The following is a 26,583-nucleotide window of genomic DNA, read 5'->3' as shown; positions in this document are numbered from 1 at the left end:
AACTTCCTACGGTGAGTCCGCAAAGCGTAGCTTCGATGAACCCGTGATCCTTGCCATCGGCGAGAAGTACGGCAAGTCGGCCGCTCAGGTGATGCTCCGCTGGCACTTCCAGAAGGAGGTGCAGGTGATCCCGAAGTCCACCAGGGCGGAACGGATCGCAGAGAACTTCGATGTGTTCGACTTCGAGCTCGCTGCGGGTGAGATCGCGCAGCTCGACGCTCTGGACACTGGAGTTCGCGGTGGCCCCGAGCCTGAAGGAGTCACGGTCGCGACCTACGGTTTCGAGATCCCGGAGGCCTGAGCATCGTCCGCGGTGAGTGCCCGTCGAGTAGTTCTGAGCTAGCACCTGTTGTCGGCTCGACGCGGCAGATCAAGGCCTCGCTCGTCTTTATTGGCGTTCTTTGGCGTGCAAAAGCAGGAGATCGGCGAAGAACTGGTCGCCGTCGACCTCGAAGTGCACCTGTCGGCCAACGAACGCGAAGCCTGGTCCGAGCTCGCGGAGGGTATCCGCGATGCGGACGACCATGCGCTCTTCCAGCTCAAGCTCACTGGCGTCGCTGTCGATCGCGAGGAAATACAACGCGCAAGGATCACGAGTGATCTGCTGAGCGAGGTCAGATTCGACCGGCGCGAGAGTACCGGCATAATTGCTCGGTGCTGCAGCTTTTCGCTCGTGCAGTGGGTCTTGATCCCCGGACTCGCCTCCTCCGACCCCCGCGCCGCGCTCCCGATCGCCGGTGACGACGTCGAGGTGAAGGCACGCGCGTCGAAGTTGCTGAGCACCCTCGGCTTCGATGCGGTCGATGCCGGCACGCTGGCCGAGTCGTGGTGGTTCGAGCCGGAGTCCGCCGTGTACACCGCCCTGTATGCGGCCGCCGTCGACGCCGCGGCGGACGGCTCGCGGACGCCCGCCACCTCCGATCGTGTGCGGGCGCTCCTGACTTCGTCGTCCCGCGTCGACGTCGGGGCGCGGCAGTTCTGAGCCGAAACGGAATTGCCACTCCGGTTAGTGTTACTGTGGCTAACCGGAGTGAAGATTCCCTTTAACGACAGGAGACCCGTGACCACGTCCACGAAGCGCACGCACCATCAGGTGACGTTCCTCGTCCTCGCATTGGGAGTGGCGGCGTTCGCGCTGCTCCAGTCCCTCGTGATTCCGGCCTTGCCGACGATCCGTGAGGCGTTGGGCACGTCACAGACGAACGTGACGTGGGTCCTAACGGCTTACCTGCTCTCGGCGTCGATCTTCACGCCGATCATGGGCCGTCTCGGCGACATGTCGGGTAAGAAACGCGTCTTCGTTGTCGCACTGGTCGCCCTAGCGCTCGGATCTCTGCTGGCCGCCTTGGCCCCGTCCCTGGGAGTCATGATCGTCGCTCGCGTGATCCAGGGGGTCGGTGGGGGAGTGCTGCCGCTCGCCTTCGGAATCATCCGCGATGAGTTCCCCGGTGAGAAGGTCGGCGGCGCCGTCGGTCTGATCGCCGCGCTCTCCGCCATAGGCGCCGGATTCGGCATCGTCCTCGCCGGGCCGATCGTGTCGGCTCTCAGCTACCACTGGCTGTTCTGGTTCCCGATGATGATGGTCGTCGTCGCAGCGGTCGCGGCTCTGCTTCTCGTCCCCGAGAGTTCCGAGCGCAGTCCGGGCAGGATCAACTGGGGCGCCGCCACGCTGATGTCCGGCTGGCTGGTTGCTCTCCTCCTCGCTGTCAGCCAGGCCCCTGTGCGGGGCTGGATCTCGCTTCCCGTTCTCGGGCTTCTCGCGGCGGCCGTCGTGATCGGCGTCGTGTGGGTAGTCGTCGAGAAGCGCAGCCCGAATCCGTTGATCGACATGCGGATGATGGGGGTCCGCTCTGTGTGGACTACCAATCTCGTCGCCCTTCTCTTCGGTATCGCGATGTACGCGATGCTCGGCTTCCTCCCGACGTTCCTGCAGACTCCGTCGAGCGCCGGATACGGGTTCGGAGCGACCGTCACCCTGTCTGGCGTGATGCTGCTCCCCAATGCGCTGATGATGTTCCTGGTGGGCCTGGTCGCCGGACGCCTGGCTCAGCGGTTCGGCTCACGCCTCGTCCTCGTATTCGGAACGGTCATCTCTCTCGTCGGCCTGCTCACGCTGGCCCTGGCGCACACGGAGGTATGGGAGATCGTCGTCGCGACCGCGCTCACCGGAATCGGCTTCGGGTTGGCGTTCTCCTCAATGTCGAACATCATCGTGAGCGCCGTCCCCAGGGAGCAGACCGGCGTCGCGAGCGGCATGAACGCCAACATCCGTACCATCGGCGGTTCGCTCGGCGCGGCGGTCATGGCGAGCATCGTCGCGTCGGGTGGTGAGACCGCCGGCTTCCCCGCCGAGTCCGGCTACACCGCAGGCTTCCTCGTTCTGGCCGGTGCCATGCTCCTGGCCGGCGTCGCGGGCTTCTTCATCCCCCGCATCACGCGCCACGTCGTCGGCTCGCACCTCGAGGAGCCCCCCGTGCAGCTGCGGCATGCGGAAGTGGCGATGGTCGCCGGCGGTACCGTCGTCGGGGACGAGTCCGAGTAATGGCACCGAGCGTGCCGTACCACCACCCGCGAGGGAGCACGAGATGACAACTCCGACCAGCACCGGCGGCGACCGCGAGCACGTCGAGCCCCGAGCTCTGCGCCGCGACGCGGCGGAGAACCGCCAGCGTCTCCTCGACGCCGCGCGCGAGGTCTTCGCGGACCACGGGCTCGACGCCGGAGTGGAGGAGATCGCCCAGATGGCGGGAGTGGGGGTCGGCACGCTCTACCGGCGGTTCCCCACGAAAGACGCACTAATCGCGGAACTCGTGCACGAGTTCATGGAGCAAGTCGTCACGCTTGCGCGCAGAGCGCGGACGGCCCCCGGCGGACGCGGACTCGAGCAATTCGTTTACGCACTCGGCGAGGTCCAGTCAGCGAACCGAGGCTGCCTAGCCAGGATCTGGAGCGATGAGAACAGCGCCACCCTGCGCCAGGAGTATCGGGTCCTGATCGCGGATCTGCTGGAAGACGCCACCAACCACGGCACCGTCCGCGCGGACGCCGCAGTAACCGACTTGGACCTGCTCTTCTGGGCCCTCCGCGGGATCATCGAGACCACCGGAGCGCACGCGCCCGAGGCATGGCGGCGGCACGCAGCGATCCACCTCGCCGGCCTCCGCGCCTCCGCCGGAGAACTGGCACTCCCGCCCGTCGACGAGGACGTGGTCGCCCGCTCGCGCGAGTCCCTGCTGCAGCGCAGCGGGGATCGAGACCGACTGACCGAAGGAGACGTATGACCACCGGCAAACAGATGATCCTCGGAATGCACCTGGGCAACGGCTACGGGTCGCAGACCTCGGCATGGCGCGCCCCCGGCGTGGATCCGGCGAACTACACCAGCTTCGACGCCCAGGTGCGCTACGCCCAGGCCGCGGAGCGGGGCAAGTTCGCGTTCTTGTTCCTCCCCGACTTCCTCGGTGAACAGCGCGACCTGAGCCGCGAATCACTCATGATCACGCTCGACCCGATGCTGACCCTCGCCGCCATCGCCCGTGAGACATCGCACATTGGCCTCGTCGCGACCGGCTCCACCACCTTCACAGAACCGTTCAATCTGGCACGCCAATTCAAAGCCCTCGACATCATGAGCCACGGCAGAGCCGGGTGGAACGCCGTCACCACGAGCGATCCCGCCGCCGCTGCGAACTACGGCAAGACGATCGCCCCGCGTCCCGAGCGGTATCAGCGCGCCCACGAGACAATTCAGATCGTCCAAGCGCTCTGGGGCAGCTGGGAACAGGACGCATGGCTGAAAGACACCGCCAGTGGTCGCTTCGCCGACAACGCAAAGATCCGGCCGATCAACTTGCAGGGCGAGTACGTCGCCTCGCGGGGACCGCTGCCCCTCCCTCCCTCCGAGCAGGGCCAACCCGTCATCTTCTCCGCCGGCGGCGGAGCGAACGGAGCTGAGATCGCCGGTCGGTACGCCAATGGCGTCGTCGGCGCCGTCTTCACGGTCGACGACGCCAGGGAGCAGCGCGAGGCGCTGCGGGAGGCCGCGCGCCGGGCGGGCCGGAACCCCGATGAGGTGAAGTTCTTCGCCGGAGTCATGCCTGCGATCGCCGCGACGAAGCGCGAGGCGCTTGACCGTCGGGTGGCGCTGGGCGAGCTGACCGTCGCCGACCGAGTGCCGTATCTGAGTGCGATGCTCAGCCTGCCGGTTCCCCTGACCCTCGAGCAGCTCGACTTGCCTCTCACAGCGGCGCAGCTCGCTTCGGCGCGTCCAAATCCCTACGACCCGAGGTCGGCACGTGCGCTCGAGGTTGCTCGTGAAGGGTGGACGATCCGCGATGTCCTCGCGCACGGGGTCATCGACTACCACCCGACCCCGGTCGGGCCGGCCTCCGTCACCGCGGACCATCTGCAGGAGTGGTTCGAGGCAGACGCCTGCGACGGCTTCTGGGTCTCGATCGACGTAAACGAAGACGGCATCGACACGTTCGTCGACGAGGTCGTCCCGATCCTGCAGCAACGCGGGCTCTACCACGACGACTACGAGGGAAATACGCTGCGCGATCACCTCTCCGCTCCTGCCCAGTACGGACTTGATCCACGGCTGGCATCGGCCACCAGCTGAGCGGGGAGCGCCAGGAGACCTAGGCCTAAGCACTGACCAGCGGGGTGGCCACGGAATCGAGAGCCCCTGGGTCGAGGGCGTAGTACGCCTAGATGTTTCGCTTGTCACGGGTGAGGGTGCCCGCGTCAACGAGCACTTTCAGGTCAGAGGTGTGAGTAGACGGCCCGCACTTTGATCTGCTGGAAGTCGGCGATGAGGGCGCCAATTTGGGCATGAATGTCGTCCCACTCCGGGTCAGCGTCTTGCTCAGCAAGCTTTTCATCGCTGATGAACCACTCCATGGCCCACATGGTGTCTGCATCGTCTTCGTCGCGAGCGATGATGCATTTGTCGACCGCGGGGGAACGCTCGCTCATCTGCGCGCAGAGGGCGAAAAGCTCTTCCCCCTTGCCTGGCTTAGCGGTGAATCGAAGCACTTTTCCGGGCTGGGTGGGATCGATCATGACTGTTCTCCATTCAAGAGGGTTGCTGTTGTGTGAGGGGTTTGACTGTTCAGGACGAGAGCGCTGCGGAACATCTGGTCCAGGTGATCAAGAGCTGCTGCGGCGTCATCCCGCATTCGTGTCGCCGTTTCCTGGGGCGAACTGGCATCGATGACGGCACGGCCAACCGCGTCGGTGATGCTCTGCACGACTGAGACCAGAGCCGCGGCGTGCGCTTGGGCGACAACGGTATGGATGCCCGGGTCTGTCTCCAGGAGAGCGACCGTGAGGTGTTGCGCTTGCTCCTCACGGAGCTCGAGCGCGAAGCGCCGCAGAGTGCCGCTCTGCAGGCACAGGGCGGGGAACTCGCCCCGCGCAAGCCGCGGCTGCTCCTCGAGGTAGAACTCGATAGCGGACATCACTAAAGGTCGGATCGCGTCCGCGGGGCTCTGGCCATCCGATCGGTTGAGGACGGCCCGCCCGTATAACCCCCTGTACTCGTCTGCGCGATCCAGCACGAGGTCCGGTTTCGATGGGAAGTAGTTGTAGACGGTCTGGTCGGACACGTCTGCGGCTCGGGCAACGTCCGCCATCGACACCGCATCGAAGCCGCGTTCCGCGAACAACGCCGCAGCTGTGTCGGCGATGTGCTCCCGTTGCTGCGCCTTTTTCCGTTCTCGAAGTCCCTGCTGGCTACCCATAAATCGAAACTAGCACATTCGTGGATTGCGCCTATAGTTCGAGTGACTACACAATTAGGTACACCAGCAGAAAGGCTCGAGAAAGATGACAACGACACAGGACGCCGTGACGACGAATACCCCTAAGGTGCTCGTGTCTGGTGCTGGATTTGCAGGTCTGACGGCAGCGTTTTGGATGCACCGGCTCGGCTACCAGGTCACCATCGTGGAACGAGGGGCCGGTCTAAAGCGGGGGGGTACGCCTGTAGACATCAAGGACGACACCGTCGGCATTGCGGAGCGAATGGGGATCCTCGAAGCGATTCGCGCGAAGAGCCTGCCGCCGCGCCGGACCGAATTCACGAACCTCAATGGCGGAACCGACGTTCTCCTCGAGGCCGAGCAAGCGCTGGCTGACGACGAGGAGTGCGAGTACGAAATTCCTCGCGATGACCTCCTCGACATCCTTAACGGAGCTGTTGAAGGGAACGTCGAAGTGCGCTTCAACGACTCCATCACTGAGCTGACCGACGGCCCGGATGGCGTGCGGGCCTCCTTCCGAGAAGGAGCCGATAGCGACTTCGACCTCATTCTGGGTTGCGATGGCAATCACTCCAACGTTCGGAAACTCCGCTTTGGGCCAGAAGTGGACTTCACCCACTTCCTTCACAACTACTTCACGGTCACGATCGTGGATGAGTCCCTCATCCCCCGAGACACCACCCGCATTCTCAGCACGCCCGGTAGGACCCTGATGCTGAACGCCTATGAGGACAAGACCGACATCGGATTCCTGTTCCACTCGGATGAAAAGCTCGCCTACGACTACCACGACGAGCAGGAGCAGAAAGACATCGTGCGCGCCGCATTCGTCGATGCGGGCCCCCAGTTCACGGCCTTCCTCGACAAGGGCCTGAGCGCGGACTCCTTCTACTTTGACGAGCTCACGCAAACCAGAATGGAGCATTGGTCAAGCGGTCGAGTGGGACTGGTGGGTGATGCTGGCTACTGCGCATCTCCTGCCGCCGGCATGGGGGGTTCGCTGGCAATCATTGGCGCCACCGCCCTCTACGACGCATTCGTCAGCACAAACGGCGACATCGACGCCGGCTTCGCCGAGTATGAAAAGCAGCTTCGGCCCGTCGTCGAGCAGATTCAGGCCATGGCTGTGAACTTCGGCCTAGCCACCTTCTTCCCCGAAACAGACGAAGCCATTCGTGCACGCAACAGCATGCTTTCCGCCAACTAAGTCCGCGGGCCGGGAACCGTTGGCTTGGCTCAGCGCATGAACGTTCTGGATCAGGCGGACCAGGGAGATGCGTCGCCTGATGTCGGCGTCTACGCCACCGTCGGTCACGACGAGCGCTCCTCGGAAACGCTCGTCAGGTCGATGCGCGAGCGCTTGTCACGCGAAGTGAAGCGCAGGTTGACCCTTGCGACACATGCAGAGCCGGAGCTTCGTCTCTGGGAGGCGGTATCTCGCGAGGTCGAATCCTTGTGGTCGCGTCCACGCCGGCAAGCTGTTGGTGTCGACACGAACCTCGTGACGCTGTCGCAAGACGAGCAAGTGGCCGTTGCCCTTGCTCTTGACCTCCAGCTGGCCGGACTGTCGATCCATGAACGGCTCATCCGTAGCTCAATAGGCGGTGACGCGCGCTCTACAGTCACCGACTCGGCGAAGGACAAGGAAGAGGAGGAAACCCAAGTTGGCTTAGCGGATCCTCACGGCCGTGCGTTCGCTGTCCTGGCCGGCGACGTCGCTCTCCACGCCGCCCGAGTGCTCATGAGGTCGGTCCAATCGATTGGTCACACCGATCAATTGGGTACCGATCTCGACGAGGCAACGGCGCGTCTTCTGGGTGTGATTACAGGCTCAGGGCATGGGCCCTGAAGGTGGAACGTCACTGAAGCGGAGAGCGATCAATGCCGGTCGGAATGTTTGGACGGGCGAGTCCCTCACCACCCCTCGCCTTCTCACGTGCCGGCTGCGCGCTGAGCGACTCATTGTGGCGGTATGGCATCACTACCGAGACGTTCAAAAACGATCGATTCCGGCTGGACTGGCCGCGGGGGTACTCCTGGCAGGCCTGACACGGCACCCGGTTCTAAGTCAGGCTTCGAACCGGTCTTCGTTTTTCGGGACCATAAGGGCGCCGATTGGGACGCTGGTCAGATATGTCTGACAACCCGTCCCCGACTGGGCGCCTAGGGCATGGGCCGGTGCTCAGTCAGTCCAGGATCGCCGTGGCCTCGACCTCAACGAGCACGTCCGGCTCGAAGAGGTAGTCCACCCCGATCAAAGATGCTGGCGGCATGGGCAGCGACAGGCCGATCTCCTCCGCGATCTCCGTGACACCGGCCATGAAGGCCTCAATCTTGGCCGGCTCCCAGTCGGTGACGTAGAAGGTCAGGCGGACGACGTCGTCGAATGTGGCGTCAGCGCTGGCCAGTCCTTCGTAGGTATTGCGGAGCGCCTGAGCAACCTGGCCGGCCAGGTCGCCAGGTGCCACCGGAGTCCCGTCCGGGGTCCGCGAGATCTGACCTGACACGTGAACGTGGCGGGTGCCGGTGCCGATCGCGACGTGGTGGTAGGGAGTGGGCTGCATCAGGGCTGTGGGTGAGCTGAGGTGCACGGTCATTTGTGTCTCCTGTCTAGGTGGTACCTCATGGATACCTGGTGCTCAGTGGTCACTTCAACGAGACTGGGTCTCGTGACGGATACCAAAAGCCCCACGACGGACCGATTCGAGATCGACGCGCCCCAGCGTGAGCTCCTAGATCAAGTGCTCGACAAATGGTCCCTACAAGTGCTCGATGAACTGTGCGAACGACCGTGCCGATTCAGCGAACTGCGCCGGCTCGTCCCGGCGGTGAAGCAGAAGTCGCTGACCTCGACACTGCGCCGACTTGAGCGCAACGGCGTGGTCGAGCGAGTTGTGCTCAGCACTCGACCCGTGGCAATCGAGTACCGCATCACGCCGCTGGGCAAGACTCTGCGAGAGCCGGTCGACGCGATTCTCGCGTGGGCACGCGACCAATTGCCCGCCATCCAGGAGGCGCGGCGCCGCTTTGACGACTAACCGCCCTAACCTGACGCGGCACCCGTCACAAACGATCGATTCCGGTGGACTCGGCCGACGGTCGGATCTGCCCGCCAGGAACGGCAACCGGTTCGAGACGGGCTTTCGAAGCGATCCGGATTTCTGGGAAGCCCGCAGACCGCGCGCCCGTTAGACGGTCGTTCATCGGGACACCATCTCAAGTTGTCCTAGGCCGGTTGAGGACGAGTGGGGGCCTGGCCTGCGTCTTCGCCCGTGCCCATCCCGCAAAATCCCCGGTGACGTAAATTTGAACGTTTGCTGCTTATCGGATACGCGCACGTGTCGACCTCTGGACAGAATACTGCAGCACAACGTGCTGGCCTGGCTGCGCTTGGTATCGATGATAAATACGTGCATGTTGATCACGGCTTGTCGGGCACGACCAGAGCCCGACCGGGCCTCTGCTAGGCCCTGGCCGAGTGCCATGCAGGCGACGTCTGCATCGTCACGATGCTCGACCGCCTTGCCCGGTAGCTGCGGGACGCGACCATTTTCGCCGGTGAGTAGCGAGCATGGCGAGGGCAACCCCGGCGGCCGCGAAGACGATCGATCACCGACATCAGTTTTGGACTGACCTATCGAGACAGCCGGCACCCCATAGCTGCGGGGGGAGTGGCTGCGCCCCACCGCTAAAAGGTGACCGATCGGCTACTGAGGCAGGAAGCGGGGATTCTCGGTTACTTGCCATACGGTGAGGAACAGTCAAAAAATTATGGCAACCTGAGGGAAGGCATTAGCCCATGAAAAAGATCGAACTTGCTTTCTCAAACTGCCATGGCATCCGCGAGTTGGCAGCCACCCTCGACTACCGACGTTCCCCGTCGGCGGCTATTTATGCCCCGAACGGGACCATGAAGACATCCTTTGCTCGGACCTTCCAAGACTTGGCCACCGGGGCAGAGACGCGAGACAACGTATTCCCTGATCGACTCACTGAACGCAAGATCGTTGACGAAACGGGGGCGTCTATCAATCCCGACGACGTGGTTGTGATTTTGTCCTACGACGAGGAGCTTGGGCCTACCGAACAGACCTCGACGCTTCTCGTCAACGCCGCACTCAGGAGGGAGTACGAGGGGCTCCAGGTAGAGCTTCTGCGGGTGCGCGATGAGCTGGGGGCGGCGCTCAAGACGCAAGCTAAGACCAAGCAAGACGTCTATAGCAACGTATCCCGCACCTTTACGAAGGAGCCAGACAGCTTTTTCACCGCGATGACCCGCATTTATGACGAACTCCTTGCCCAAGACGAAGGCCCGTTCACTGATGTTCCGTACGACGTCATTTTTAACGACCGAGTTCTTCCCCTGCTCCGCAAGCCTGAATTTCAGGACGCCCTCTCCGATTACGTCACCCGCCTCAATGAGCTTCTGGACGAGTCACGCTTCTTCGACCGCAAATCATTCAGCTACTACAACGCCACAATCGTGACTAAAAGCTTGGGCGACAACGGATTTTTCACCGCTCAACACGCTCTCCTGCTGCGTGGAGGGGAAGGGGAGCCGGTTGAGGTCCAGAACAGGGCAGACCTGGACTTCCTGATCAATGACGAGAAGAAAAAAATCAGTGACGACGCCGCCCTAACTAAAAAGCTCGAGGCATTAGAAAAGGCTCTAAATAAGAATGCCGACACGCGCTCTTTCTACGGCTACATCTCGGAGCATGTCGAACTCCTCCCCGAACTTCGAAATATTGACTTGTTCGAGGAGCGAGTGTGGAAGTCCTATCTGAAAACTCATCAGGCTCTTTACGAGCAGGTAGTAGATGTGTTTCGGAAAAGTGAGGTTCGTAAACGTGACATCGAGCAAGAGGCTGCGTCCCAAAGTACGCAATGGGAGAAAGTCATCCGCATATTCAATGACCGGTTCTTCGTGCCGTTCAGGTTGACCGCTCAAAACCGAAACCAGGTGGTGCTCGGGCAGGAAAAAGTACTGCGTCTTGGGTTCGAATTCGAGGAGGGGGCAGAACATGTCGGCGTAGAGCGAGCTGATCTACTTAAAGTATTGAGTAACGGCGAAAAGAAGGCGCTTTACATTCTGAACGTGCTTTTCGAAGTAGAAGCGAGGAAGAAATCTGCGAGGGACACCCTGTTCGTTATCGATGACCTAGCCGATTCGTTCGACTACAAAAACAAGTACGCGATTATTCATTACCTGAAAGAGATGTCCCAGCAGGACAAGTTCAAGTTGCTGATCTTGACTCACAACTTTGACTTCTTCCGGACCCTAGAAAGCCGGAAAGTAGTTCGCTACGACGGTTGCCTCATGGCCCAGCGCACGGATGAGAGGATCATCTTGGCCAAGGCTCAGGGGGTCAAAAATCCCTTCATTAAGGACTTCAAACCAAATTTCTTCGAGGACCGAATGAAACGGATTGCGTCGATTCCATTTATTCGAAATATCGCCGAGTACACTAAGGGGGAAGAAGACGCCGACTACCTAAAGCTCACCTCGTTGCTCCACTGGAAGCCAGAAACGTCGACTATCCTGCAGAGCGAATTGGATGCCATCTTCGGCCGCATATTTTCAGTTGAAGGAGCGTGGGCGTCACCGGATGAGTCAGTTGTGGATCTCATTCTCGCTGAAGCTAACGTTGCTCTGTCGGCACCTGAAGGAATCAACTTCGAGCACAAAATCGTTCTCTCCCTCGCCATTCGTCTTCGAGCCGAACAGCACATGATCGAGGCGGTAAACGACACTGCAGTGACGAATGCCATCGATTCGAATCAGACCCACAAGCTGTACGAGCTCTACGACAAGCTGGACGGGGACAATTCGGTGTCAAAAAATATTTTGGATGCAGTAGTCCTCATGACTCCAGAGAACATCCACGTCAACTCGTTCATGTACGAGCCAATCATCGACATGTCGGACTCGCATCTTCGCAAGTTGTACGCGGATGTCCTCACGCTTGCCGAAGGTTAGGCGAGACGGCGGTGAAGATTCTGCGTCGGCCGATTCCGACGCACCCGTTTACGGTGCCGCCGGCATCGGGACAGTTCGTTGTTTGCCAAGTCCGCCGGATGCGCTCGGCACGCCTTGGTGACGTCCTGTCGCCCCCCGAGCACGGCGGGGGTTTGTTTACTACTGCTATGCCCACGGGTGGGACGAGGCTGGCGACTGTTCATGGCTATCGCTGAGAGGAGAGCCTGAACAGCGCCGTTTCATGGATGATCCAGCACGAAGGCTAACTGTCAGAGTTCACGTGTCGACTACACCCAGAGTCGGACGGGTGGCCGTCGTGTCCGCGGGTACGTCCTTGGCATGCGCTAGTTCGTCAGGGGGTGCCGAAAGCGCTGATGCCGTGGCCGCAGAGGTCAACGCCCGGCGCCAGCCAACGCGATCAACGAGGTGCATGCCACGCTCCCTGAGGATCGCATCGTGACCTCGGTCGCACCCTGCTGAGCCAGAGAGTCGTCAGGGGCCGCGCGCAGCTCGGCTCCGGTCAGGCTAGCTCCAGGCTTACCGAGAGCTGCCGGGCGGTTCCTAATATGTCGGTGGGGTGGAGAAGTGCTCTCAATGACGGTCGGTGAACTGCAGAAGATTCAAGATGGCTGTTGCGGAGGTATTGCTTGCCCTCTCGGTCTTGTTGGTCTATACAGTAGACATGGAATATTTAACAGCGTCCGAGGTTATGACGGTTCGGCGTCGCATAGCTCGTCACATGGATGGCGTTGACTTTGGTTATGTTGAACCACTTCGACCAGACGCAATGGAGAGTGCTGTCGCCAGACAAAATGCTGGTTTTGGCGGTTCGCTAAAGTACAAAAAGGTAACCGAGGTGGCGGCCACCCTCTTTTATGGTCTGACCATGAATCATGCCTTCGAGAACGGTAACAAGCGGACAGCCCTCGTAAGTCTTCTTGTCCTTCTCAATAGAAATAAGATTCTGCTGGTCGAAACATCCGAAAAGGAACTGTACGAGTTTGCAAGACAAGTAGCTGGTCACGAATTGCCTCTTGGGCCTGGCGTTGTTCGAGGTTCGGATTCAGAGGTCATGGCAATAGCCAATTGGCTGTCAAAGAGAACGCGTCAATTGCAGCGAGGCGACAAGCATGTGCAATTCTCGGTACTAAAAAAACAGCTTGAGGCTCAAGGTTGTGTCTTTGACAAGCATAAAAATAACTACGTAAAAGTGCATCGAACCACAAGTGAGGGAAAATTTTCTCACAGAATGGGTTACCCCAAGAGTGACTTCAACGTGGGTTTCGCAGACGTAAAATTGGTACGACAACATCTGCATCTAGACGAGCCAAATGGTGTCGACTCAGCTGCGTTCTATGACGACCTTGAGCCAGTTGTGGACTTGTTCGTCAATGAATACCGACAAGTGCTGGACTGGCTTGCCGAGACTTGAGGACGGCAGCCGACGCCTGCATAGACGGGGGTTTGGGTCTGCCGCCTGATGCGCCGACCGACGCGTTCCAGACCTGCGTCAGCAACGTCTTCCTAGTTCCTAAGATGTCGCTGACTGACGTGCACTTCGGGCTCGAAATGACGGAGCGCGATCTTTTCCTCGACGGGTGCGTTAAAGACGCATGGAATGAGTCGTGTGAGTTACGTCCGGGTCGCGCAGTCCAAAGACTGGGACTGCGCGACCAAGGTGTCTAGTGCTGGGAGCGGCGTCGGCCCTTGAGGATGAAGGCCAGACCGGCCGCAACAGAAGAAGTCCCGCCAACCGTTTCGAAGGTGACCGTGCCTGCATTCGATCCCGTCCACGCAAGAACGCCACTAGCAGCAGCGTCAGTGTCGCCTGCCGGCGCCGGAGCCGCGACATAGTCGACCACGAGGCGGCCAGTCACGGCGGTGCCGTCGGTGCGCTCGGCGGCGGTGGTGAGGGGGGCCGGGTCGCCGACGAGGGTGGGGGAGGGGGTGCAGATGACCTGGCCCGTGGCGGGTTGGACCCGCCACGTGCCGTCGCCGTCGATTCGACCGCGTCACCAGCGACGGTGTCCAACCGGTACGACACCGGCGTCGCCATCCCGACGAAGTCTCGCTCGAGCGTGAACACCAGTTGGCTGCCGTCGACCGCCCAGGTACCCTCACCGGGGACCACCACGGTGGCGGCGTCGACACCGGAGGGGTCTACGAGACGGAGGGTGGCGGGGGAGACCGGCACCGCGCCTCCGTCGTTCTCGGTCACCGCGAGACGCTGGGGGATGCCCTGCTCACCGGTCGAGGTGTCGGGCCTCGCGACCTCGGTCACCGAAGGCGTCAGGGTGGAGGCGGCGGTCGCTCCGGCCGCGTCGGTCACCACGGAGGGCACCGGCGTCGCCGTTTCCATGGAGGCGGGCTCGAGCGTGAACGACACGGTGCCGGCGGTGCGGTCGAGCTCGTAACGTCCCTCACAGGGGACCACCACGACCGTGCCCTGGGAGTCCACCGTCGCACCGGCGGGAGTCTCGAGACGGGTGGTCGCGGGGTCGAGCGGCACGAGCGCGTACCCGCGGTGGCCACGACGGGTAGGGTTCGCTCGTCATGAGATGCGTGACATGTCGGCGTGATCTACGGTGGGCGTAGCTTGTGCTGGGCGGGCTCTGATCAGAGGAGAGATGCCGATGTTCGAGAACGAATTCCGCCGGGTCGGGTGAGCAGGCCATGTCACGCTACGAACTGCAATGGGCGCTCGTCCTGAACTGCTCCGTCATCGCTCTCTTCGCCGGTGTCCACGCTGTCGACCCCGAGGGGTCGGTCTTCTGGGGGCTCCTCTTCGTCGGCCTCATGATCGGGCAGATCGTCCAGGCGACACGGCCCGAGCGTCCCGCGAAAGCTGCGCAGCCCGAGGCGGACGAGGCGTCGGCGAGCAGCGAGTGAGGGCCACGAGAACACGGGCCGTGCTCGCTACATAAGCTGAGCAACACCTGTCGCCCACGCCTACCCTGGTGGGTATGACCGACCTCCCCGCCCGCACCCGTTTCGCCACCGTCGACGCCGAGCGCTCGGTCGCCTTCGCCGAGGCCGACCTCGAGGCCCCGAGGGAGTCGCAGGTCGTCGTGCGCATCCGCTACACGGGCGTCTGCGCGACGGACACCCACGGGTGGGCATCCGGCGGGCTCATCCCCGCCGCGGTGTTCGGCCACGAGTGGACCGGCACCGTCGTCGCCGCCGGCAGCCGGGTCACGACCGTCGCCGTGGGAGACCGCGTCGTCGCCAGTGTCGGCCCGCCCTGCGGCACCTGCGCCATGTGCCGCGCCGGACATCCCGAGCACTGCGACACCGCCTTCGCCGAGGCCAACGGCATCTCGCCCGACGCCCCCACCCACGGAGCCTTCGCCCAGCACGTCACCGTCCACGAACGCCGCGTCCAGCGTGCCCTCGACGGCCTCACCGACGAACAGCTCGGCCTCGTCGAACCCACCGCCGTCACCTTCCATGCCGTGCGCCGTGCCGGCCAGCGCCTCGGCTCGGTCGTCGTGGTCCAGGGCGCCGGCCCCATCGGCCTGCTCACCGCCCAGCACGCTCGCCACGCAGGCGCCGGAGCCGTCGTCATCGTCGAACCGATGGAGGCGCGGCGCGAGACCGCCCGCCGCCTCGGCTTCACCGACGTCCACGCTCCCGGCGACGCGTTCCGCGCCCGCGTCCTCGAGCTGACCGACGGACTCGGGGCGGACGTCCTCTACGAGTGCACCGGCGCCTTCTCGCTGTTCCAGTCGAGCGCCGAGCTGGTCCGCCGCGGCGGCACGCTCGCCCTGCTCGGCTACCCGATGACCACCTCGGAGGTGTCTTACGGCGACTGGCAGAGCCGCGAGCTGACGGTCGTCGGCAGCCTCGCCTACACGCACTCGGACTTCGTCGGCGCGATGCGCGCGCTGGCCGACGGCTCGGTCGAGGCGGGGCCGCTCATCACGGGGACGGTCGGCCTCGACGAGCTGCCGGGGTTGCTCGTGGAGCTCGACAGCGGCGAGACGCAGCACGCGAAGGTCCTCGTCGCCCCCAACGGGTAAGGGGGGTGCGACACTGCCGCGGAGCTTCGCATTGTCGCGTTCGCGTCCTGTCAGGATGACATCGAGCTCCGACACACGAGGAAAGCACAGAATGGCCGAGTCCCCATCGTCATCCGATGACGTCACGACCCCCGAGGATTCCGTCGAGCTCGCGCGACCGTCGACTCTTCTCTCCGCCACGACGTTGCACCTCGTTACGCCGCTTACGATCCAGGCGGGACTTCGTCTCATCGGCGTCAAGTGGGACGTCACGACAGATGTCACCAGCGGCCGGGGTCTCTATTGCTGGGTGCACGGCGCGACGCCGGGAGATGCCTTAACCTCTGGCGTGCTCTACATCGGCATAGCCGAGGGCATGGGCGGTCTTCGGAAAAGGACCGTCTACGAGGAGAGCGGCCGGGGAGGCGAGCACGCGCACGGCCTGGCGCTAGAACGAACGCAAGCGAGGGTCGTCATGGGTGGCGTCGACACTGCCGTCGCCGTCGATCTCGAATGGGTGGATGACCTCATCGCAAACGGTCTACTGTCGCCCAATGCACGCGCGCACATGAATGCCTGGCGTAAGAACAGGCCGACGAAGGATGTCGAGGAAGTCGCCATCCGCCTCGCCATCCATCTGGGCGACACCGGTGCTCCCGTCAACTCGTTCCACGCCGGCGCCTGGCGAAACGATCGCCCCGCCGACTGGGTGGCCTTCGCCATCGCGCGCGAGCTCACTCGTCGGCACGGGGGTGGCTGAGGCCAGCCACGCCGCAAAACCGCAGGAGGCGCTGGTCGCGTGACCCGCGCCTCCTCTGTTCACTGCTGGTCGGACACGCAGGCGTAGTCGTCGCCGAAGGCCTCGGTGACGCGGCGGATGGCCTCCGGGGTGCCCCACTGCTCGACGTGCTCGCAGGCGTGGTCGGCCCGGGACGCGTACATGCCGAACGCCCCGACGTCGACGTAGCCGTAGTCGTAGCGATCCGAGGGGCGTCCGCCGGCGCCGGGCTCGTCGGGCAGGTCGATGACGAAGCCGTCGGGGAAGCGCAGCTCGACCCCGTGCGGTGCACAGGCCGGGAGGGTCTCCGTCGTGAGGTCGGCCACGATCACCGGCTCGTACGTCGTGCAGTACGGGAGGCGCGCGTCGGACCCCGACAGCACGAGCGGCACGTCCGGGTCGGCCCGCACCGCGAGCACCAGCAGCACCGACACCACGAGCAGCGCGGTGACGATGCCGGCCAGGACCTTCATGAGGTGAACCTACCGCCGGATCGACGTGGGGCGATCGCGGGCGGAGCGGTGTTCCTGGGCATCACGTCAATCGACTGGCATCGACCGGCGCGAGCGTCCTAGCGTTTTCCCGACCGATCAGAACCGAGATGAAGGAGCAGTGCTTCTCATGACGAACTGGCTCCGCGCCCTCGCCCCGCTCGCCCTGACCACGATCGCCCTGGTCGTCTTCTTCACGGCCGACCGCACCGTCGGGATGCTCCTGATCGTGGCCGCCCTCGCCTCGGCGTTCCTCGCCGGCACGGGCGCCGGCCAGCCGAACCGCGCCTCCCGCGCCAGGCGCTACGCCGCGACGTCGAAGACGACGACCCGGGCGGACGCGTCGCCGAGATAACTCGCGACCGGCTGGTGCGAGGGGTGCGGCAGGTAGCCGTCGCGCGCCGCGGCGTCACGGAAGTGCACCACGAGCATCCAGTCGAAGCCGGCCTCGAGCTGCTCGGGGCTGACGCTCTCGCCACTCGACACCGACAGCACGCCGTCGATGCCGCTGAGGTGCTCGGTCGACAGCCGCGACGCCTGCTCGGCCACGTCGGCCGGGGCTCCCTCGGCCCACTCGACCAACACCACGTGCACGATCTCGTCCGTGTCGGCCATCCGCGCATCCCCTCGTCGTCGCCGCTCGTCGCGGCAGGTCACCCGATCCTGACACGGGCGGCGCCCCGGCGGTCGGCCCGGGCGACCACCGCACCACGCGGGAACGCAGGAGGCGCGGGTCACGCGACCCGCGCCTCCTGCGTTCCCGTCGTCGCGGCCTAGCGGCGGACGGCGTCGATCTTCAGCATGCGCGCGATGACCGAGTCGAGCTGGCTGTCGTCGAAGATCTTCTTCCAGTCGTCGCGGACGATCGACTCGCGGCCGTAGTCCATGGCGATGTGGCAGGCGTCGCTGAACGGGTTCGAGCCGCGCAGGCCGTTCGTCAGCGCGATCCAGGTGTGGCCGTAGAGCATCGCGCGAGCGGCCTCGTAGGGGACCCCGACGCCCCCGGGTCGCGCCTCCCGCCCGAGCGGCAGCTCGCCGAACGTCTCGGCGTCGGGCGGTCGGCCGTCCGCGAGGCCCTGGCCGCCCTCGAGATCCTCGGCATCGTCACGGTGCGTCCGGGCTCGGGCACCTACCTGCGCGACCAGACCTCGGAGTTGCTGCCGACCACCCTCAGCTGAGGTCTCATGTTGAACGCGGCACGCACGCGCGAGCTCATCGAGGTGCGGGGCGGGCTCGAGATTTAGGCGGCCGCCTACGCCGCCGAGCGGGCCACCGACGCCGACGTCGAGAAGCTGCGCGGTTACATCGAGGTGATGGCCGACTCGCTCGAGGACCTCGACGCGTTCCTCCAGGCCGACATCCGGTTCCACCTGCAGATCGCCGTCAGCGCCGACAATGTCGTGCTCAAGGACCTCCTGCAGAGCACCCGGTCGCTGCTGCGCCTCTGGGTCGAGCGCGGGCTCACCGAGAAGGACCAGGCCGAGGCCGCGTACCGCGAACACCGGGCCGTCTTCCGGGCGATCGAGGCCCGCGACCCGAACGCGGCGCTCGCGGCGATGCGCGACCACATGGCCACCGCCGCCGACCGGGTCCGGAGCGCCACGGTCGTCTAGGTCGTCGCCCCCGACGAGCGGGGCGACGTCGTCGCCGCCTCTGCTCGAGCGTCGGTCGGCACCGGCGCGACCGCACGAGAACGCAGGAGGCGCGGGTCACGCGACCCGCGCCTCCTGCGTTCCCTGCCGCTCGGGCCGGTCAGGCGCGACGGCGCAGGACGCGGTGCGCGAGGCCCGCGAGGGCGGCGCCGACGAGGGGTGCCACGAAGAAGACCCAGAGCTGGGCCAGCGCGTCGGGGCCGCCGTAGAGGGCCGCCGCCAGCGAGCGGGCCGGGTTCACCGACGTGTTGCTCACCGGGATGCTGATCAGGTGGATCAGCGTCAGGGTCAGGCCGATCGCCAAGGGTGCCAGGGCCTTGTACTCACTCTTGGCGGTTACCGAGAGGATCACGCCGACGAAGACGGCCGTCAGCACGATCTCTGTGACGAGCACGGCTCCGAGGCCGAAACCGCCGGGCGACGACGCACCGAAGCCGTTCGATGCGAAGCCCGACTCACGGGCCGCGGCGAAGTAGCCGGCGGGGCCGTCGGCGGCGACGAGCGCCACGACGCTGGCTCCGGCGGCCGCACCGACGAGCTGCGCCACGACGTAGCCGGGCACGCTCGCCCACGTGGTCCGGCCGGCCAGGGCGAAGCCGACCGTCACTGCTGGGTTGAAGTGGCCACCCGAGATGTGGCCGACGGCGTAGATGCCGGCCATCACGCTGAGGCCGAACGCCAGGGCCACGCCGAGGAAGCCGACACCGAGCGCGTTGCCGTCGTCCGGGAACGACGACGCGAACACGGCCGTGCCCACGCCTCCGACGACGAGGAGGAACGCCCCGAACGCCTCGGACGCGTACCGCGCGAGCGGCGTGTAGGTCTCGGCGTGCTGGGTGCGCTGTTCTTTCGTGGACCGGCTGGCGGGTGTGGTGCGAGGCATGGGGGACTCTCCGGTGTCGGGTTCGGACGGTGTCGGGGGGAAGGGGTCGGGTGGGGAGGGGTCGGGTTCGGAGGGGCGCGGCGGCTACTCGGCCGACGAGGTGAGGTTCTTCACCGTGTCGGAGGGCACCGGCGGGATGCCTCGCTTCACGCCCTTCAGGCCGACGGCGACGAGCACCGCGGTCACGACGGCGAAGACGGCGAACGTGATGAGCGCGGCGGCCCAGAGCGGGAGGGCCAGGGCCAGCAGGGCGACGGCGGTGCCGGCGAGGAGGATCACGGTGACGATCGCGAGCACGGCCCCGACGGCGAGCAGCACGGCGCCGGACCGCGCATCCCGTGCCCGGCCGGCGATCTCGTCGCGCGCCGACCGCAGTTCGGTGCGGACGGCCTTGATGAGGGGCTCGATCGCCCGGCTGCCGAGCTGGTCGCGGAACCTGCCCGCGAAGCCTGCGTCGGCCTGCTTCTCGTCGTCTGCGCTCATGGGGTGGTCCTTCTCTCGGCGGGGCCACTCGGGTCGGTGGCCGGGGATCGCTGTGCCGCGGTGCGGACACGCCGTGTCTCGGTGACACACCATTCGGACGCGAGCGGCAGCCCACCCGTCATCGACCTCCAGCGAGCTTCCAGCCTCGGGTCGACGGGCACTCGCGAAGCGGCCAGGCGGGGGACAGTGCGGGCCTGTCCGGTGGAGGGTGTGCGGCGTCGGGTGTCGGGCGGCGTGCGTGCGGTGTGCGGCGTCGGGCGACCGGCGTCCGGCAGGATGGCCTCGTGGCTCGACGCGAACCTCCCGTCATCCGCATCGTCGCGTCGACCAGCGCCGCGGTGCGCCAGGCCGACGGGCCCGACCGGTTCGCGCGCACCGACGCCGCCGTCGACCGACTGCGCGAGGGCGGACGCTCCCGCGAGGACGCCCTCTACCTGCTGTCGTCGTACTGGACCGGCGAGCACGGTCGACAGTCGTCGAGCCCCCGCACGCTGATAATCACCCTCGTGGTGACGCTGGTCGTCTGCATCGGTGCCGTCGTCGTCTTCGGCTCGACCGGCATCGTCTGGATCGCCGCCGTCTTCTTCGGCGGGGGACTGCTCGTGCGGGGGATCGTCGAGCTCTGGCGCCTCCACCGCAACTGGTACGGCTCGCGCGAGCGGCGCGCCGCCGTCCGCTCCCTCGTGGGCGTCGCCCTCGACGTCGTCGGCGTCTACCGCGACGGCTACCGCCTCCCCCGGGAGGCGCGTGCGGCCGACCGGCGCTGGTCCCGGTTCACGACGTCGAGGCCGTCACCACGACGACGGTGACCGGATGGCCTCGTGGCCGTCGCCCGGCTCGGCCAGGCGCCGACCGGCGTCGTCAGTCGACCAGGATGCGGAGGGCCTCGACGAGTGCGCGGTTGCCGGCGCGGAGAGCCGCGACCTCGGATTCGAGGGCGGTGAGGCGGCTGTCGGCGGGTGCGGGTGCGGAAGCCCGGTCCTGAGTGGGCTCGGGCTCCGGCTCCGGCAGTGGCTCGGCTTCGCTCTCGGGTGTCGGCTCGGGATCGGGGGCAGGATCGGATGCCGCCCAGGGGTCCTGCTCGGGCTGCGGTTCGGGCGCGGCCTCGGTCTGCGGCACGGCCGCGGTCTGCGGCCCGGCCTCGGCGTCGGGCTCGGGCTCGCTCGCGGGCTCCGGAGGTGCGGCGGGCTGCGGAGCGTCGATCGGTTCGTCGTCCGTGGGGGACTCGACCCGCGCCTCCTTGGTGGTCTTGACGACCTGCGAGAACTTCGGGCGGGGCTTGCGCTTCGGCTTGGCGGACTCGGGCGAGGCCTCGTCGACCCAGTCGCTGAGGGTCTGCCGCGGGACGTTGAACTCCTCCGCGACGACGGTGAGGACGTTGCGGTCGGTCGGGTTGGTCATCCGACGCTGCAGCACGCGGGCCGTCGCGGCCTCTCGCGTCTCGTCGTCGTACCACTCGTCGAAAGGCATGCTCCGATTCTAGGGACGCGTCCCTCCCTCCCCTCCCATGGACCTGTCATGACCGATTGACAGGACATAAAGACATGGATAGCCTCGTCCTGTCGCAGCGGCAGGGCGACGACCCGCACCGACGCGGGAAGCTGTAACCACAACCAATGGAGGAATCGTGGTCACCGACACATCGGGCAGTTCGCCCCGAGTAGCTCTTCCCGCCCTGGTCTCGGGCCCGCACACCAAGCGCCTCGGCACCGTCGCGGTCATCGCCACCTTCGGTGGCCTTCTCTTCGGCTACGACACGGGCGTGATCAACGGCGCGCTCGACTCGATGGAGGAGAGCCTCGGGCTCACGCCGGCCAGCGAGGGGGTCATGGTCTCGGCCATCCTCATCGGGGCCGCGGTCGGGGCGTTCTTCATCGGGCGCATCTCGGACGCCTTCGGGCGGAAGCCCACCATCAACACCCTCGCCATCCTGTTCTTCTTCGCCGCCCTCGCCTGCGTGCTCGCGCCCACGTGGGAGTTCCTCACCGGGGCACGGTTCTTCCTCGGCATCGCCGTCGGAGGGGCCTCGGTCACCGTTCCGGTGTTCCTCGCCGAACTCGCGCCCACCGAGCAGCGCGGCGGGCTCGTCAGCCGCAACGAGCTGATGATCGTCTCGGGGCAGCTCGCCGCCTTCACGATCAACGCCGTCATCGGCAGCGTCTGGGGCGAGCACGACAACGTGTGGCGCTACATGCTCTCCGTCGCGGTGCTGCCCGCGATCGCCCTCTTCATCGGCATGTTCCGCGTCCCCGAGAGCCCTCGCTGGCTCATCGCCAAGGGCCGCGACGACGACGCGCTCGCCGTCCTCAAGCAGATCCGCGCCGACGACCGGGCGGTGGCCGAGATGGCCGAGGTGCGCCTCCTCGCCGACGAGGAGAAAGAAGCCAAGAGCGCCCGCCTCGCCGACCTCATCGCCGCGCCCTGGCTCCGCAAGATCTTGTTCATCGGCATCGGCCTGGCCGTCGCACAGCAGCTGACGGGCATCAACTCGATCATGTACTACGGCACCCAGGTGCTGCAGCAGTCCGGGTTCTCGCAGAGCGGGGCCCTGATCGCCAACGTCGGGGCGGGCGTCATCGCCGTCGTCGCCATGCTCGTCGCCCTGCGCATCATCAACAAGGTCGGACGGCGCACGATGCTGATGGTCGGTTTCGCCGGCGTCGCGATCTTCCACCTGCTGATCGGCCTGTCGTCGCTGCTGATCCCCGAGGGGCTCGGCCGGGCCATCGTCGTCCTGATCTTCGTCATCGGCTTCGTCGGCACCATGCAGGGCACCATCGGCCCGCTCGTCTGGCTGATGCTCAGCGAGATCTTCCCCCTCAAGCTGCGTGGCGTCGGCATGGGGCTCACGGTGCTGATCCTCTGGCTGACCAACTTCGCCGTCAGCCTGCTCTTCCCGATCCTCGTCGCCGGCATCGGCATCTCGACGACGTTCTTCATCTTCGCGGTGCTCAACGCCGGGTCGTTCCTCTTCGCCGTCAAGAAGGTGCCCGAGACGAACGGGCGGTCGCTCGAGCAACTCGAAGAGGACTTCAGCACCGGTGCCATCTACGTCGTCAAGAACGGCAAGAAGTGACCGCGACCGCTCGCCTGGCTCCCGAAAGGACGACCACGTCATGACCGACCACAACGACAGCGCCCCCTACGAGGTCCTCACCATGGGCCGCGTCGGCGTCGACATCTATCCGCAGCAGTCCGGTGTTCCCCTAGAAGAGGTCGAGACCTTCAGCAAATCCGTCGGGGGAAGCGCGACCAACGTCGCCATCGCCGCCGCCCGGCACGGCCGCCGGTCCGCGGTGGTCACCCGCACCGGCGACGACCCCTTCGGCCGCTACATCGTCCGAGAGCTCGAGCGGCTCGGCGTCTCGACCCGGCTCGTCTCGACCGTCGACGGGCTGAACACCCCGGTCACGTTCTGCGAGATCTTCCCGCCCGACGACTTCCCGCTCTACTTCTACCGTCAGCCGAAGGCACCCGACCTCATGATCACCGCGGGCTCGCTCGACCTCGCCGCCGTCGAGAAGGCCACGGTCTTCTGGGCGACGGTCACCGGCCTCAGCGAAGAGCCGAGCAGGCAGGCGCACCACGTGGCCTGGCAGGCCCGGGGTCGTCGTCCACTGACGATCCTCGACCTCGACTACCGCCCCATGTTCTGGAAGAGCCCCGAGGTCGCCACTCGCGAGGTCGGGCGCGCCCTCGAGCACGTCACCGTCGCCGTCGGCAACCGCGAAGAGTGCGAGATCGCCGTGGGCGAGACCGAGCCCGAGCGGGCGGCCGACGCCCTCCTCGAACGAGGCGTCGAACTCGCCGTCGTCAAGCAGGGCCCCAAGGGCGTCCTCGCCAAGACGCGAGACGAACGGATCGAGGTGCCGGCCCACCTCGTCCAGGTCATCAACGGTCTGGGGTCGGGCGACGGGTTCGGGGGAGCCCTCTGCCACGGCCTCATCGAGGGATGGTCGCTCGACCGCACCCTGCGCTTCGCGAACGCGGCCGGGGGCATCGTCGCCACCCGGTTCGAGTGCTCCACCGCCATGCCCACGACCGACGAGGTCGAGGCCGTCCTCGAGGAGGCGCACCATGTCTGACCGCACCGCCCCGGTTCTCGACTTCGAGCGCCTCCGCACCCTCCGGGCCGCCGAACCGCACCGGGTGGCCGAGGTCCTGGCCGCCCGCACGCGGCCCGCCCCCTTGGCGGCCGACGGACGCCTCTTCATCGTCGCGGCGGACCACCCCGCCCGTGGTGCCCTCGGCGTCCGAGGCGACGCGACCGCCATGGCCGACCGCTACGACCTCCTCCGCCGACTCGTCGTCGCCCTCGGGCGACCCGGCGTCGACGGTGTGCTCGGCACTCCCGACATCCTCGAGGACCTCGCCCTGCTCGGAGCCCTCGACGGCAAGGTCGTCGTCGGCAGCATGAACCGCGGCGGGCTCCAGGGCGCCACGTTCGAGCTGGACGACCGCTTCACCGCGTACTCGGCCGCGTCGATCGCCGACTCCCGGTTCGACTTCGCGAAACTGCTCGTCCGCGTCGCCCTCGACGACCCCGGCACGGCCTCCACGCTCGCCGCCACGGCACGCGCGGTGACCGAGTCGGCCAGGCTGCGCCTCCCGATCATGCTCGAGCCCTTCATGAGCTCGTGGATCGACGGACGCGTGACCAACGACCTCACGGCCGACGCCGTCATCAAGTCGGTCGCCATCGCGTCGGGCCTCGGCGAATCCTCCGCCTACAGCTGGCTCAAGCTGCCCGTCGTCGACGACATGGAACGCGTGATGGCGGCGACGACCCTGCCCACGCTGCTGCTGGGGGGCGACCCCACCGTCGACCCGGCCGACACCTACGCCCGCTGGGCCGCGGCCCTCGCCCTCCCCGGCGTCCGCGGGCTCGTCGTCGGACGCACCCTGCTCTACCCGAGCGACGACGACGTCGCCGCCGCCGTGGACCACGCCGCCGGGCTCGTCCACCCACCCTCGACCACGAACGGATCGGCAGAACGATGACCAGCACCACCAGCACGCACACCGCCACCGCCACCGATCGCCCCCTGGTCGCGCACTGGATCGACAACGCCGAGGTGCCCGGCACGAGCGGCCGCACCGCCCCCGTCTACGACCCGGCCCTCGGGGTCGCGACGAAGGACGTCTCGCTCGCCGACGCCTCCGAGATCGATGCCGCCGTCGCCTCGGCACGACGGGCGTTCCCCGCCTGGCGCGACCTCTCGATCACGAAGCGTCAGCAGATCCTGTTCCGCTTCCGTGAGCTGCTGAACGAGCGCAAGGGCGAACTGGCCGAGATCCTCACGAGCGAACACGGCAAGGTGCTGAGCGACGCCCTCGGCGAGATCACCCGCGGCCTCGAGGTCGTCGAACTGGCGACCGGGTTCCCCCACCTGATCAAGGGCGAGTTCTCGCAGCAGGTGTCCACCGGGGTCGACGTCTACTCGACCAAGGCACCCCTCGGCGTGGTCGGCGTCATCAGCCCCTTCAACTTCCCGGCCATGGTGCCGATGTGGTTCTTCCCGATCGCGATCGCGGTCGGCAACACCGTCGTGTTGAAGCCGTCCGAGAAAGACCCGTCCAGCGCCATGTTCCTCGCCCGCCTCTTCGCCGAGGCCGGCTTGCCCGAGGGCGTGTTCAACGTCCTCCACGGCGACAAGGAGGCCGTCGACGGCCTGCTCGAGCACCCCGACGTCAAAGCCATCTCGTTCGTCGGGTCGACACCCATCGCCCGGTACATCTACGAGACCGCCGCCCGGCACGGCAAGCGCGTCCAGGCACTCGGCGGTGCCAAGAACCACATGCTCGTCCTGCCCGACGCCGACCTCGACCTCGTCGCCGACAGTGCGATCAACGCCGGATTCGGCTCGGCGGGCGAGCGCTGCATGGCGATCAGCGTGGTCGTCGCGGTCGAACCCGTGGCCGACGAACTGATCGAGAAGATCACCTCACGCATGGCCGGCCTCACCGTCGGCGACGGTCGCCGCAGCTGCGACATGGGCCCTCTCGTCACCGAGCAGCACCGGGACAAGGTCGCGAGCTACATCGACATCGCCCTCGCCGACGGAGCCGACGTCGTCGTCGACGGCCGGGGCGTCGACGTCGACGGTGAGGCCGACGGCTTCTGGCTCGGGCCCACCCTGATCGACAAGGTGCCGCTCACCAGCCGCGTCTACACCGAAGAGATCTTCGGGCCGGTGCTGTCGATCGTGCGCGTCGCGTCGTACGACGAGGGCGTCGCCCTCATCAACGCCGGGGCCTACGGCAACGGAACGGCGATCTTCACCAACGACGGAGGCGCGGCGCGGCGTTTCCAGGCCGAGATCGAGGTCGGGATGATCGGCATCAACGTGCCCATCCCGGTGCCCGTCGCGTACTACTCGTTCGGCGGCTTCAAGGACAGCATCTTCGGTTCGGACAAGGCCTACGGACGTCAGGGCTTCGAGTTCTACACCCGCGAGAAGGCGATCACGTCGCGCTGGCTGGACCCCAGCCACGGCGGCGTCGACCTGGGCTTCCCCCAGAACTGACCGCCCGCCCGATCTGTCCCCAGGCA

Annotated in this window: 31 protein-coding genes and 3 pseudogenes; 22 read left to right on the top strand and 12 right to left on the bottom strand. The window is 65.8% G+C overall.

Annotated elements, in window-relative coordinates; all coding sequences use genetic code 11:
* Positions 1 to 301, top strand: a 301-nt coding sequence (locus ASE87_RS16715) for an aldo/keto reductase (RefSeq protein ID WP_235472260.1), incomplete at its 5' end; no start/stop codon positions are given.
* An 87-nt stretch (positions 302 to 388) separates the two neighbouring features.
* On the opposite strand, the gene ASE87_RS16710 is transcribed toward ASE87_RS16715, so the two are convergent.
* Positions 389 to 580, bottom strand: a complete 192-nt coding sequence (locus ASE87_RS16710; protein WP_056227960.1) for a PDDEXK nuclease domain-containing protein — start codon at positions 578 to 580, stop codon at positions 389 to 391.
* A gap of 93 nt (positions 581 to 673) precedes the next feature.
* Here ASE87_RS16710 and ASE87_RS16705 point away from each other — a divergent pair, with 93 nt between their 5' ends.
* The 4 genes from ASE87_RS16705 to ASE87_RS09220 all read left to right on the top strand — a co-directional run bounded on the left by ASE87_RS16705 (position 674) and on the right by ASE87_RS09220 (position 4,621).
* On the top strand, positions 674 to 982 hold the full coding sequence (locus ASE87_RS16705; protein ID WP_056227957.1) for a hypothetical protein: 309 nt from the start codon (positions 674 to 676) through the stop codon (positions 980 to 982).
* A 78-nt stretch (positions 983 to 1,060) separates the two neighbouring features.
* Complete coding sequence (locus ASE87_RS09230) at positions 1,061 to 2,542, top strand: MFS transporter (protein ID WP_056058217.1); 1,482 nt, start codon at positions 1,061 to 1,063, stop codon at positions 2,540 to 2,542.
* Positions 2,543 to 2,585: 43 nt separating this feature from the next.
* The gene (locus tag ASE87_RS09225; RefSeq protein WP_056058220.1) at positions 2,586 to 3,281 is read left to right on the top strand and encodes a TetR/AcrR family transcriptional regulator; all 696 of its coding nucleotides are present in this window, start codon (positions 2,586 to 2,588) and stop codon (positions 3,279 to 3,281) included.
* Positions 3,278 to 4,621 carry an NtaA/DmoA family FMN-dependent monooxygenase gene (locus tag ASE87_RS09220; protein ID WP_056058223.1) on the top strand — a complete coding sequence of 448 codons (1,344 nt, stop codon included), beginning with the start codon at positions 3,278 to 3,280 and terminating at the stop codon, positions 4,619 to 4,621. Before ASE87_RS09225 ends, ASE87_RS09220 begins: the two co-directional genes overlap by 4 nt.
* 143 nt (positions 4,622 to 4,764) lie before the next feature.
* On the opposite strand, the gene ASE87_RS09215 is transcribed toward ASE87_RS09220, so the two are convergent.
* Both ASE87_RS09215 and ASE87_RS09210 read right to left on the bottom strand, forming a co-directional pair.
* Complete coding sequence (locus ASE87_RS09215; protein WP_200925463.1) at positions 4,765 to 5,064, bottom strand: putative quinol monooxygenase; 300 nt, start codon at positions 5,062 to 5,064, stop codon at positions 4,765 to 4,767.
* A complete protein-coding gene (locus tag ASE87_RS09210; RefSeq protein ID WP_056058226.1) occupies positions 5,061 to 5,744 on the bottom strand; it encodes a TetR/AcrR family transcriptional regulator in 684 nt (227 codons plus the stop codon). The genes ASE87_RS09215 and ASE87_RS09210 overlap by 4 nt, the downstream gene beginning before the upstream one ends.
* A gap of 85 nt (positions 5,745 to 5,829) precedes the next feature.
* Here ASE87_RS09210 and ASE87_RS09205 point away from each other — a divergent pair, with 85 nt between their 5' ends.
* Together ASE87_RS09205 and ASE87_RS09200 are read left to right on the top strand one after the other, a co-directional pair.
* Positions 5,830 to 6,972 (top strand): FAD-dependent monooxygenase, encoded by a 1,143-nt coding sequence (locus ASE87_RS09205; RefSeq protein ID WP_056227954.1) that lies wholly within the window; start codon positions 5,830 to 5,832, stop codon positions 6,970 to 6,972.
* A 36-nt stretch (positions 6,973 to 7,008) separates the two neighbouring features.
* Positions 7,009 to 7,614, top strand: coding sequence for a hypothetical protein (locus ASE87_RS09200; RefSeq protein ID WP_056227952.1), 606 nt, complete (start codon positions 7,009 to 7,011; stop codon positions 7,612 to 7,614).
* Positions 7,615 to 7,951: 337 nt separating this feature from the next.
* Here ASE87_RS09200 and ASE87_RS09195 read toward each other — a convergent pair whose 3' ends face one another.
* A complete protein-coding gene (locus tag ASE87_RS09195; RefSeq protein WP_056058236.1) occupies positions 7,952 to 8,362 on the bottom strand; it encodes a Rid family hydrolase in 411 nt (136 codons plus the stop codon).
* Between the two features lie 72 nt (positions 8,363 to 8,434).
* Between ASE87_RS09195 and ASE87_RS09190 the strand changes: the two genes are divergently transcribed.
* From ASE87_RS09190 to ASE87_RS15785, 4 genes are all read left to right on the top strand, one after another.
* Positions 8,435 to 8,803 (top strand): helix-turn-helix domain-containing protein, encoded by a 369-nt coding sequence (locus ASE87_RS09190; protein ID WP_056227949.1) that lies wholly within the window; start codon positions 8,435 to 8,437, stop codon positions 8,801 to 8,803.
* Positions 8,804 to 9,079: 276 nt separating this feature from the next.
* The gene (locus tag ASE87_RS16700) at positions 9,080 to 9,232 is read left to right on the top strand and encodes a recombinase family protein (protein ID WP_255350922.1); all 153 of its coding nucleotides are present in this window, start codon (positions 9,080 to 9,082) and stop codon (positions 9,230 to 9,232) included.
* Between the two features lie 332 nt (positions 9,233 to 9,564).
* Positions 9,565 to 11,745: a hypothetical protein gene (locus ASE87_RS09185; RefSeq protein WP_056227946.1), complete on the top strand. Its 2,181-nt coding sequence runs from the start codon at positions 9,565 to 9,567 to the stop codon at positions 11,743 to 11,745.
* A 625-nt stretch (positions 11,746 to 12,370) separates the two neighbouring features.
* Positions 12,371 to 13,177, top strand: a complete 807-nt coding sequence (locus ASE87_RS15785; protein WP_082452524.1) for a type II toxin-antitoxin system death-on-curing family toxin — start codon at positions 12,371 to 12,373, stop codon at positions 13,175 to 13,177.
* A 250-nt stretch (positions 13,178 to 13,427) separates the two neighbouring features.
* Here the strand turns inward: ASE87_RS15785 and ASE87_RS16905 are convergent, their stop codons facing one another.
* Together ASE87_RS16905 and ASE87_RS16900 are read right to left on the bottom strand one after the other, a co-directional pair.
* Complete coding sequence (locus tag ASE87_RS16905) at positions 13,428 to 13,700, bottom strand: hypothetical protein (protein WP_369814016.1); 273 nt, start codon at positions 13,698 to 13,700, stop codon at positions 13,428 to 13,430.
* A pseudogene (locus tag ASE87_RS16900) lies at positions 13,619 to 14,257 on the bottom strand (hypothetical protein); the annotation flags it as partial. The pseudogene ASE87_RS16900 and the gene ASE87_RS16905, both read right to left, overlap by 82 nt.
* Positions 14,258 to 14,418: 161 nt before the next feature.
* On the opposite strand from ASE87_RS16900, the gene ASE87_RS09175 reads away from it, so the two are divergent.
* The 3 genes from ASE87_RS09175 (at position 14,419) to ASE87_RS09165 (ending at position 16,503) form a co-directional block, all read left to right on the top strand.
* Positions 14,419 to 14,634: a hypothetical protein gene (locus ASE87_RS09175; protein ID WP_056227940.1), complete on the top strand. Its 216-nt coding sequence runs from the start codon at positions 14,419 to 14,421 to the stop codon at positions 14,632 to 14,634.
* A 74-nt stretch (positions 14,635 to 14,708) separates the two neighbouring features.
* Positions 14,709 to 15,764, top strand: coding sequence for a zinc-binding dehydrogenase (locus ASE87_RS09170; RefSeq protein WP_056227937.1), 1,056 nt, complete (start codon positions 14,709 to 14,711; stop codon positions 15,762 to 15,764).
* 91 nt (positions 15,765 to 15,855) lie between these two features.
* On the top strand, positions 15,856 to 16,503 hold the full coding sequence (locus ASE87_RS09165) for a hypothetical protein (RefSeq protein WP_056227934.1): 648 nt from the start codon (positions 15,856 to 15,858) through the stop codon (positions 16,501 to 16,503).
* 59 nt (positions 16,504 to 16,562) lie between these two features.
* Here the strand turns inward: ASE87_RS09165 and ASE87_RS09160 are convergent, their stop codons facing one another.
* Positions 16,563 to 16,994 (bottom strand): hypothetical protein, encoded by a 432-nt coding sequence (locus ASE87_RS09160; RefSeq protein ID WP_056227930.1) that lies wholly within the window; start codon positions 16,992 to 16,994, stop codon positions 16,563 to 16,565.
* 148 nt (positions 16,995 to 17,142) lie between these two features.
* Between ASE87_RS09160 and ASE87_RS09155 the strand changes: the two genes are divergently transcribed.
* On the top strand, positions 17,143 to 17,367 hold the full coding sequence (locus ASE87_RS09155) for a hypothetical protein (protein WP_056227926.1): 225 nt from the start codon (positions 17,143 to 17,145) through the stop codon (positions 17,365 to 17,367).
* Here the strand turns inward: ASE87_RS09155 and ASE87_RS09150 are convergent.
* Together ASE87_RS09150 and ASE87_RS15780 are read right to left on the bottom strand one after the other, a co-directional pair.
* Positions 17,316 to 17,627 (bottom strand): Dabb family protein, encoded by a 312-nt coding sequence (locus tag ASE87_RS09150; protein ID WP_056227924.1) that lies wholly within the window; start codon positions 17,625 to 17,627, stop codon positions 17,316 to 17,318. The two genes, ASE87_RS09155 and ASE87_RS09150, sit on opposite strands and share 52 nt — an antisense overlap.
* A 158-nt stretch (positions 17,628 to 17,785) precedes the next feature.
* A pseudogene (locus ASE87_RS15780) lies at positions 17,786 to 18,007 on the bottom strand (phosphogluconate dehydrogenase C-terminal domain-containing protein); the annotation flags it as partial.
* Here ASE87_RS15780 and ASE87_RS16695 point away from each other — a divergent pair.
* Positions 17,906 to 18,190, top strand: a complete 285-nt coding sequence (locus tag ASE87_RS16695; protein ID WP_369814015.1) for a FadR/GntR family transcriptional regulator — start codon at positions 17,906 to 17,908, stop codon at positions 18,188 to 18,190. The pseudogene ASE87_RS15780 and the gene ASE87_RS16695 sit on opposite strands and share 102 nt — an antisense overlap.
* A gap of 78 nt (positions 18,191 to 18,268) precedes the next feature.
* Positions 18,269 to 18,625 (top strand): annotated as a pseudogene (locus ASE87_RS16690) (FadR/GntR family transcriptional regulator); the annotation flags it as partial.
* A 139-nt stretch (positions 18,626 to 18,764) separates the two neighbouring features.
* Here the strand turns inward: ASE87_RS16690 and aqpZ are convergent.
* Together aqpZ and ASE87_RS09135 are read right to left on the bottom strand one after the other, a co-directional pair.
* Positions 18,765 to 19,547 carry an aquaporin Z gene (aqpZ, locus tag ASE87_RS09140; RefSeq protein WP_082452523.1) on the bottom strand — a complete coding sequence of 261 codons (783 nt, stop codon included), beginning with the start codon at positions 19,545 to 19,547 and terminating at the stop codon, positions 18,765 to 18,767.
* 84 nt (positions 19,548 to 19,631) lie between these two features.
* Positions 19,632 to 20,030, bottom strand: a complete 399-nt coding sequence (locus ASE87_RS09135; protein WP_056227921.1) for a phage holin family protein — start codon at positions 20,028 to 20,030, stop codon at positions 19,632 to 19,634.
* Between the two features lie 284 nt (positions 20,031 to 20,314).
* Here ASE87_RS09135 and ASE87_RS09130 point away from each other — a divergent pair, with 284 nt between their 5' ends.
* Positions 20,315 to 20,839 (top strand): hypothetical protein, encoded by a 525-nt coding sequence (locus tag ASE87_RS09130; RefSeq protein ID WP_056227918.1) that lies wholly within the window; start codon positions 20,315 to 20,317, stop codon positions 20,837 to 20,839.
* A 52-nt stretch (positions 20,840 to 20,891) separates the two neighbouring features.
* Here the strand turns inward: ASE87_RS09130 and ASE87_RS09125 are convergent, their stop codons facing one another.
* Positions 20,892 to 21,500 carry a hypothetical protein gene (locus ASE87_RS09125; RefSeq protein ID WP_056227915.1) on the bottom strand — a complete coding sequence of 203 codons (609 nt, stop codon included), beginning with the start codon at positions 21,498 to 21,500 and terminating at the stop codon, positions 20,892 to 20,894.
* Positions 21,501 to 21,657: 157 nt separating this feature from the next.
* Between ASE87_RS09125 and ASE87_RS09120 the strand changes: the two genes are divergently transcribed.
* The 4 genes from ASE87_RS09120 to ASE87_RS09105 are packed head-to-tail and all read left to right on the top strand — an operon-like array spanning position 21,658 to position 26,557.
* Positions 21,658 to 23,106 carry a sugar porter family MFS transporter gene (locus ASE87_RS09120; protein ID WP_082452521.1) on the top strand — a complete coding sequence of 483 codons (1,449 nt, stop codon included), beginning with the start codon at positions 21,658 to 21,660 and terminating at the stop codon, positions 23,104 to 23,106.
* Between the two features lie 40 nt (positions 23,107 to 23,146).
* Positions 23,147 to 24,115 (top strand): 5-dehydro-2-deoxygluconokinase, encoded by a 969-nt coding sequence (iolC, locus tag ASE87_RS09115; RefSeq protein ID WP_043597712.1) that lies wholly within the window; start codon positions 23,147 to 23,149, stop codon positions 24,113 to 24,115.
* Positions 24,108 to 25,031 carry a class I fructose-bisphosphate aldolase gene (locus tag ASE87_RS09110; RefSeq protein WP_056227909.1) on the top strand — a complete coding sequence of 308 codons (924 nt, stop codon included), beginning with the start codon at positions 24,108 to 24,110 and terminating at the stop codon, positions 25,029 to 25,031. Before iolC ends, ASE87_RS09110 begins: the two co-directional genes overlap by 8 nt.
* Positions 25,028 to 26,557, top strand: coding sequence for a CoA-acylating methylmalonate-semialdehyde dehydrogenase (locus ASE87_RS09105; RefSeq protein ID WP_043597708.1), 1,530 nt, complete (start codon positions 25,028 to 25,030; stop codon positions 26,555 to 26,557). The genes ASE87_RS09110 and ASE87_RS09105 overlap by 4 nt, the downstream gene beginning before the upstream one ends.
* Positions 26,558 to 26,583 lie beyond the last annotated feature (26 nt).

The sequence above is a fragment of the Frigoribacterium sp. Leaf44 genome (genome assembly GCF_001421865.1).
GTDB lineage: Bacteria > Actinomycetota > Actinomycetes > Actinomycetales > Microbacteriaceae > Frigoribacterium.
Note: the sequence above shows the minus strand (reverse complement) of the source record. Positions and strands in the feature narration are given on the sequence as shown.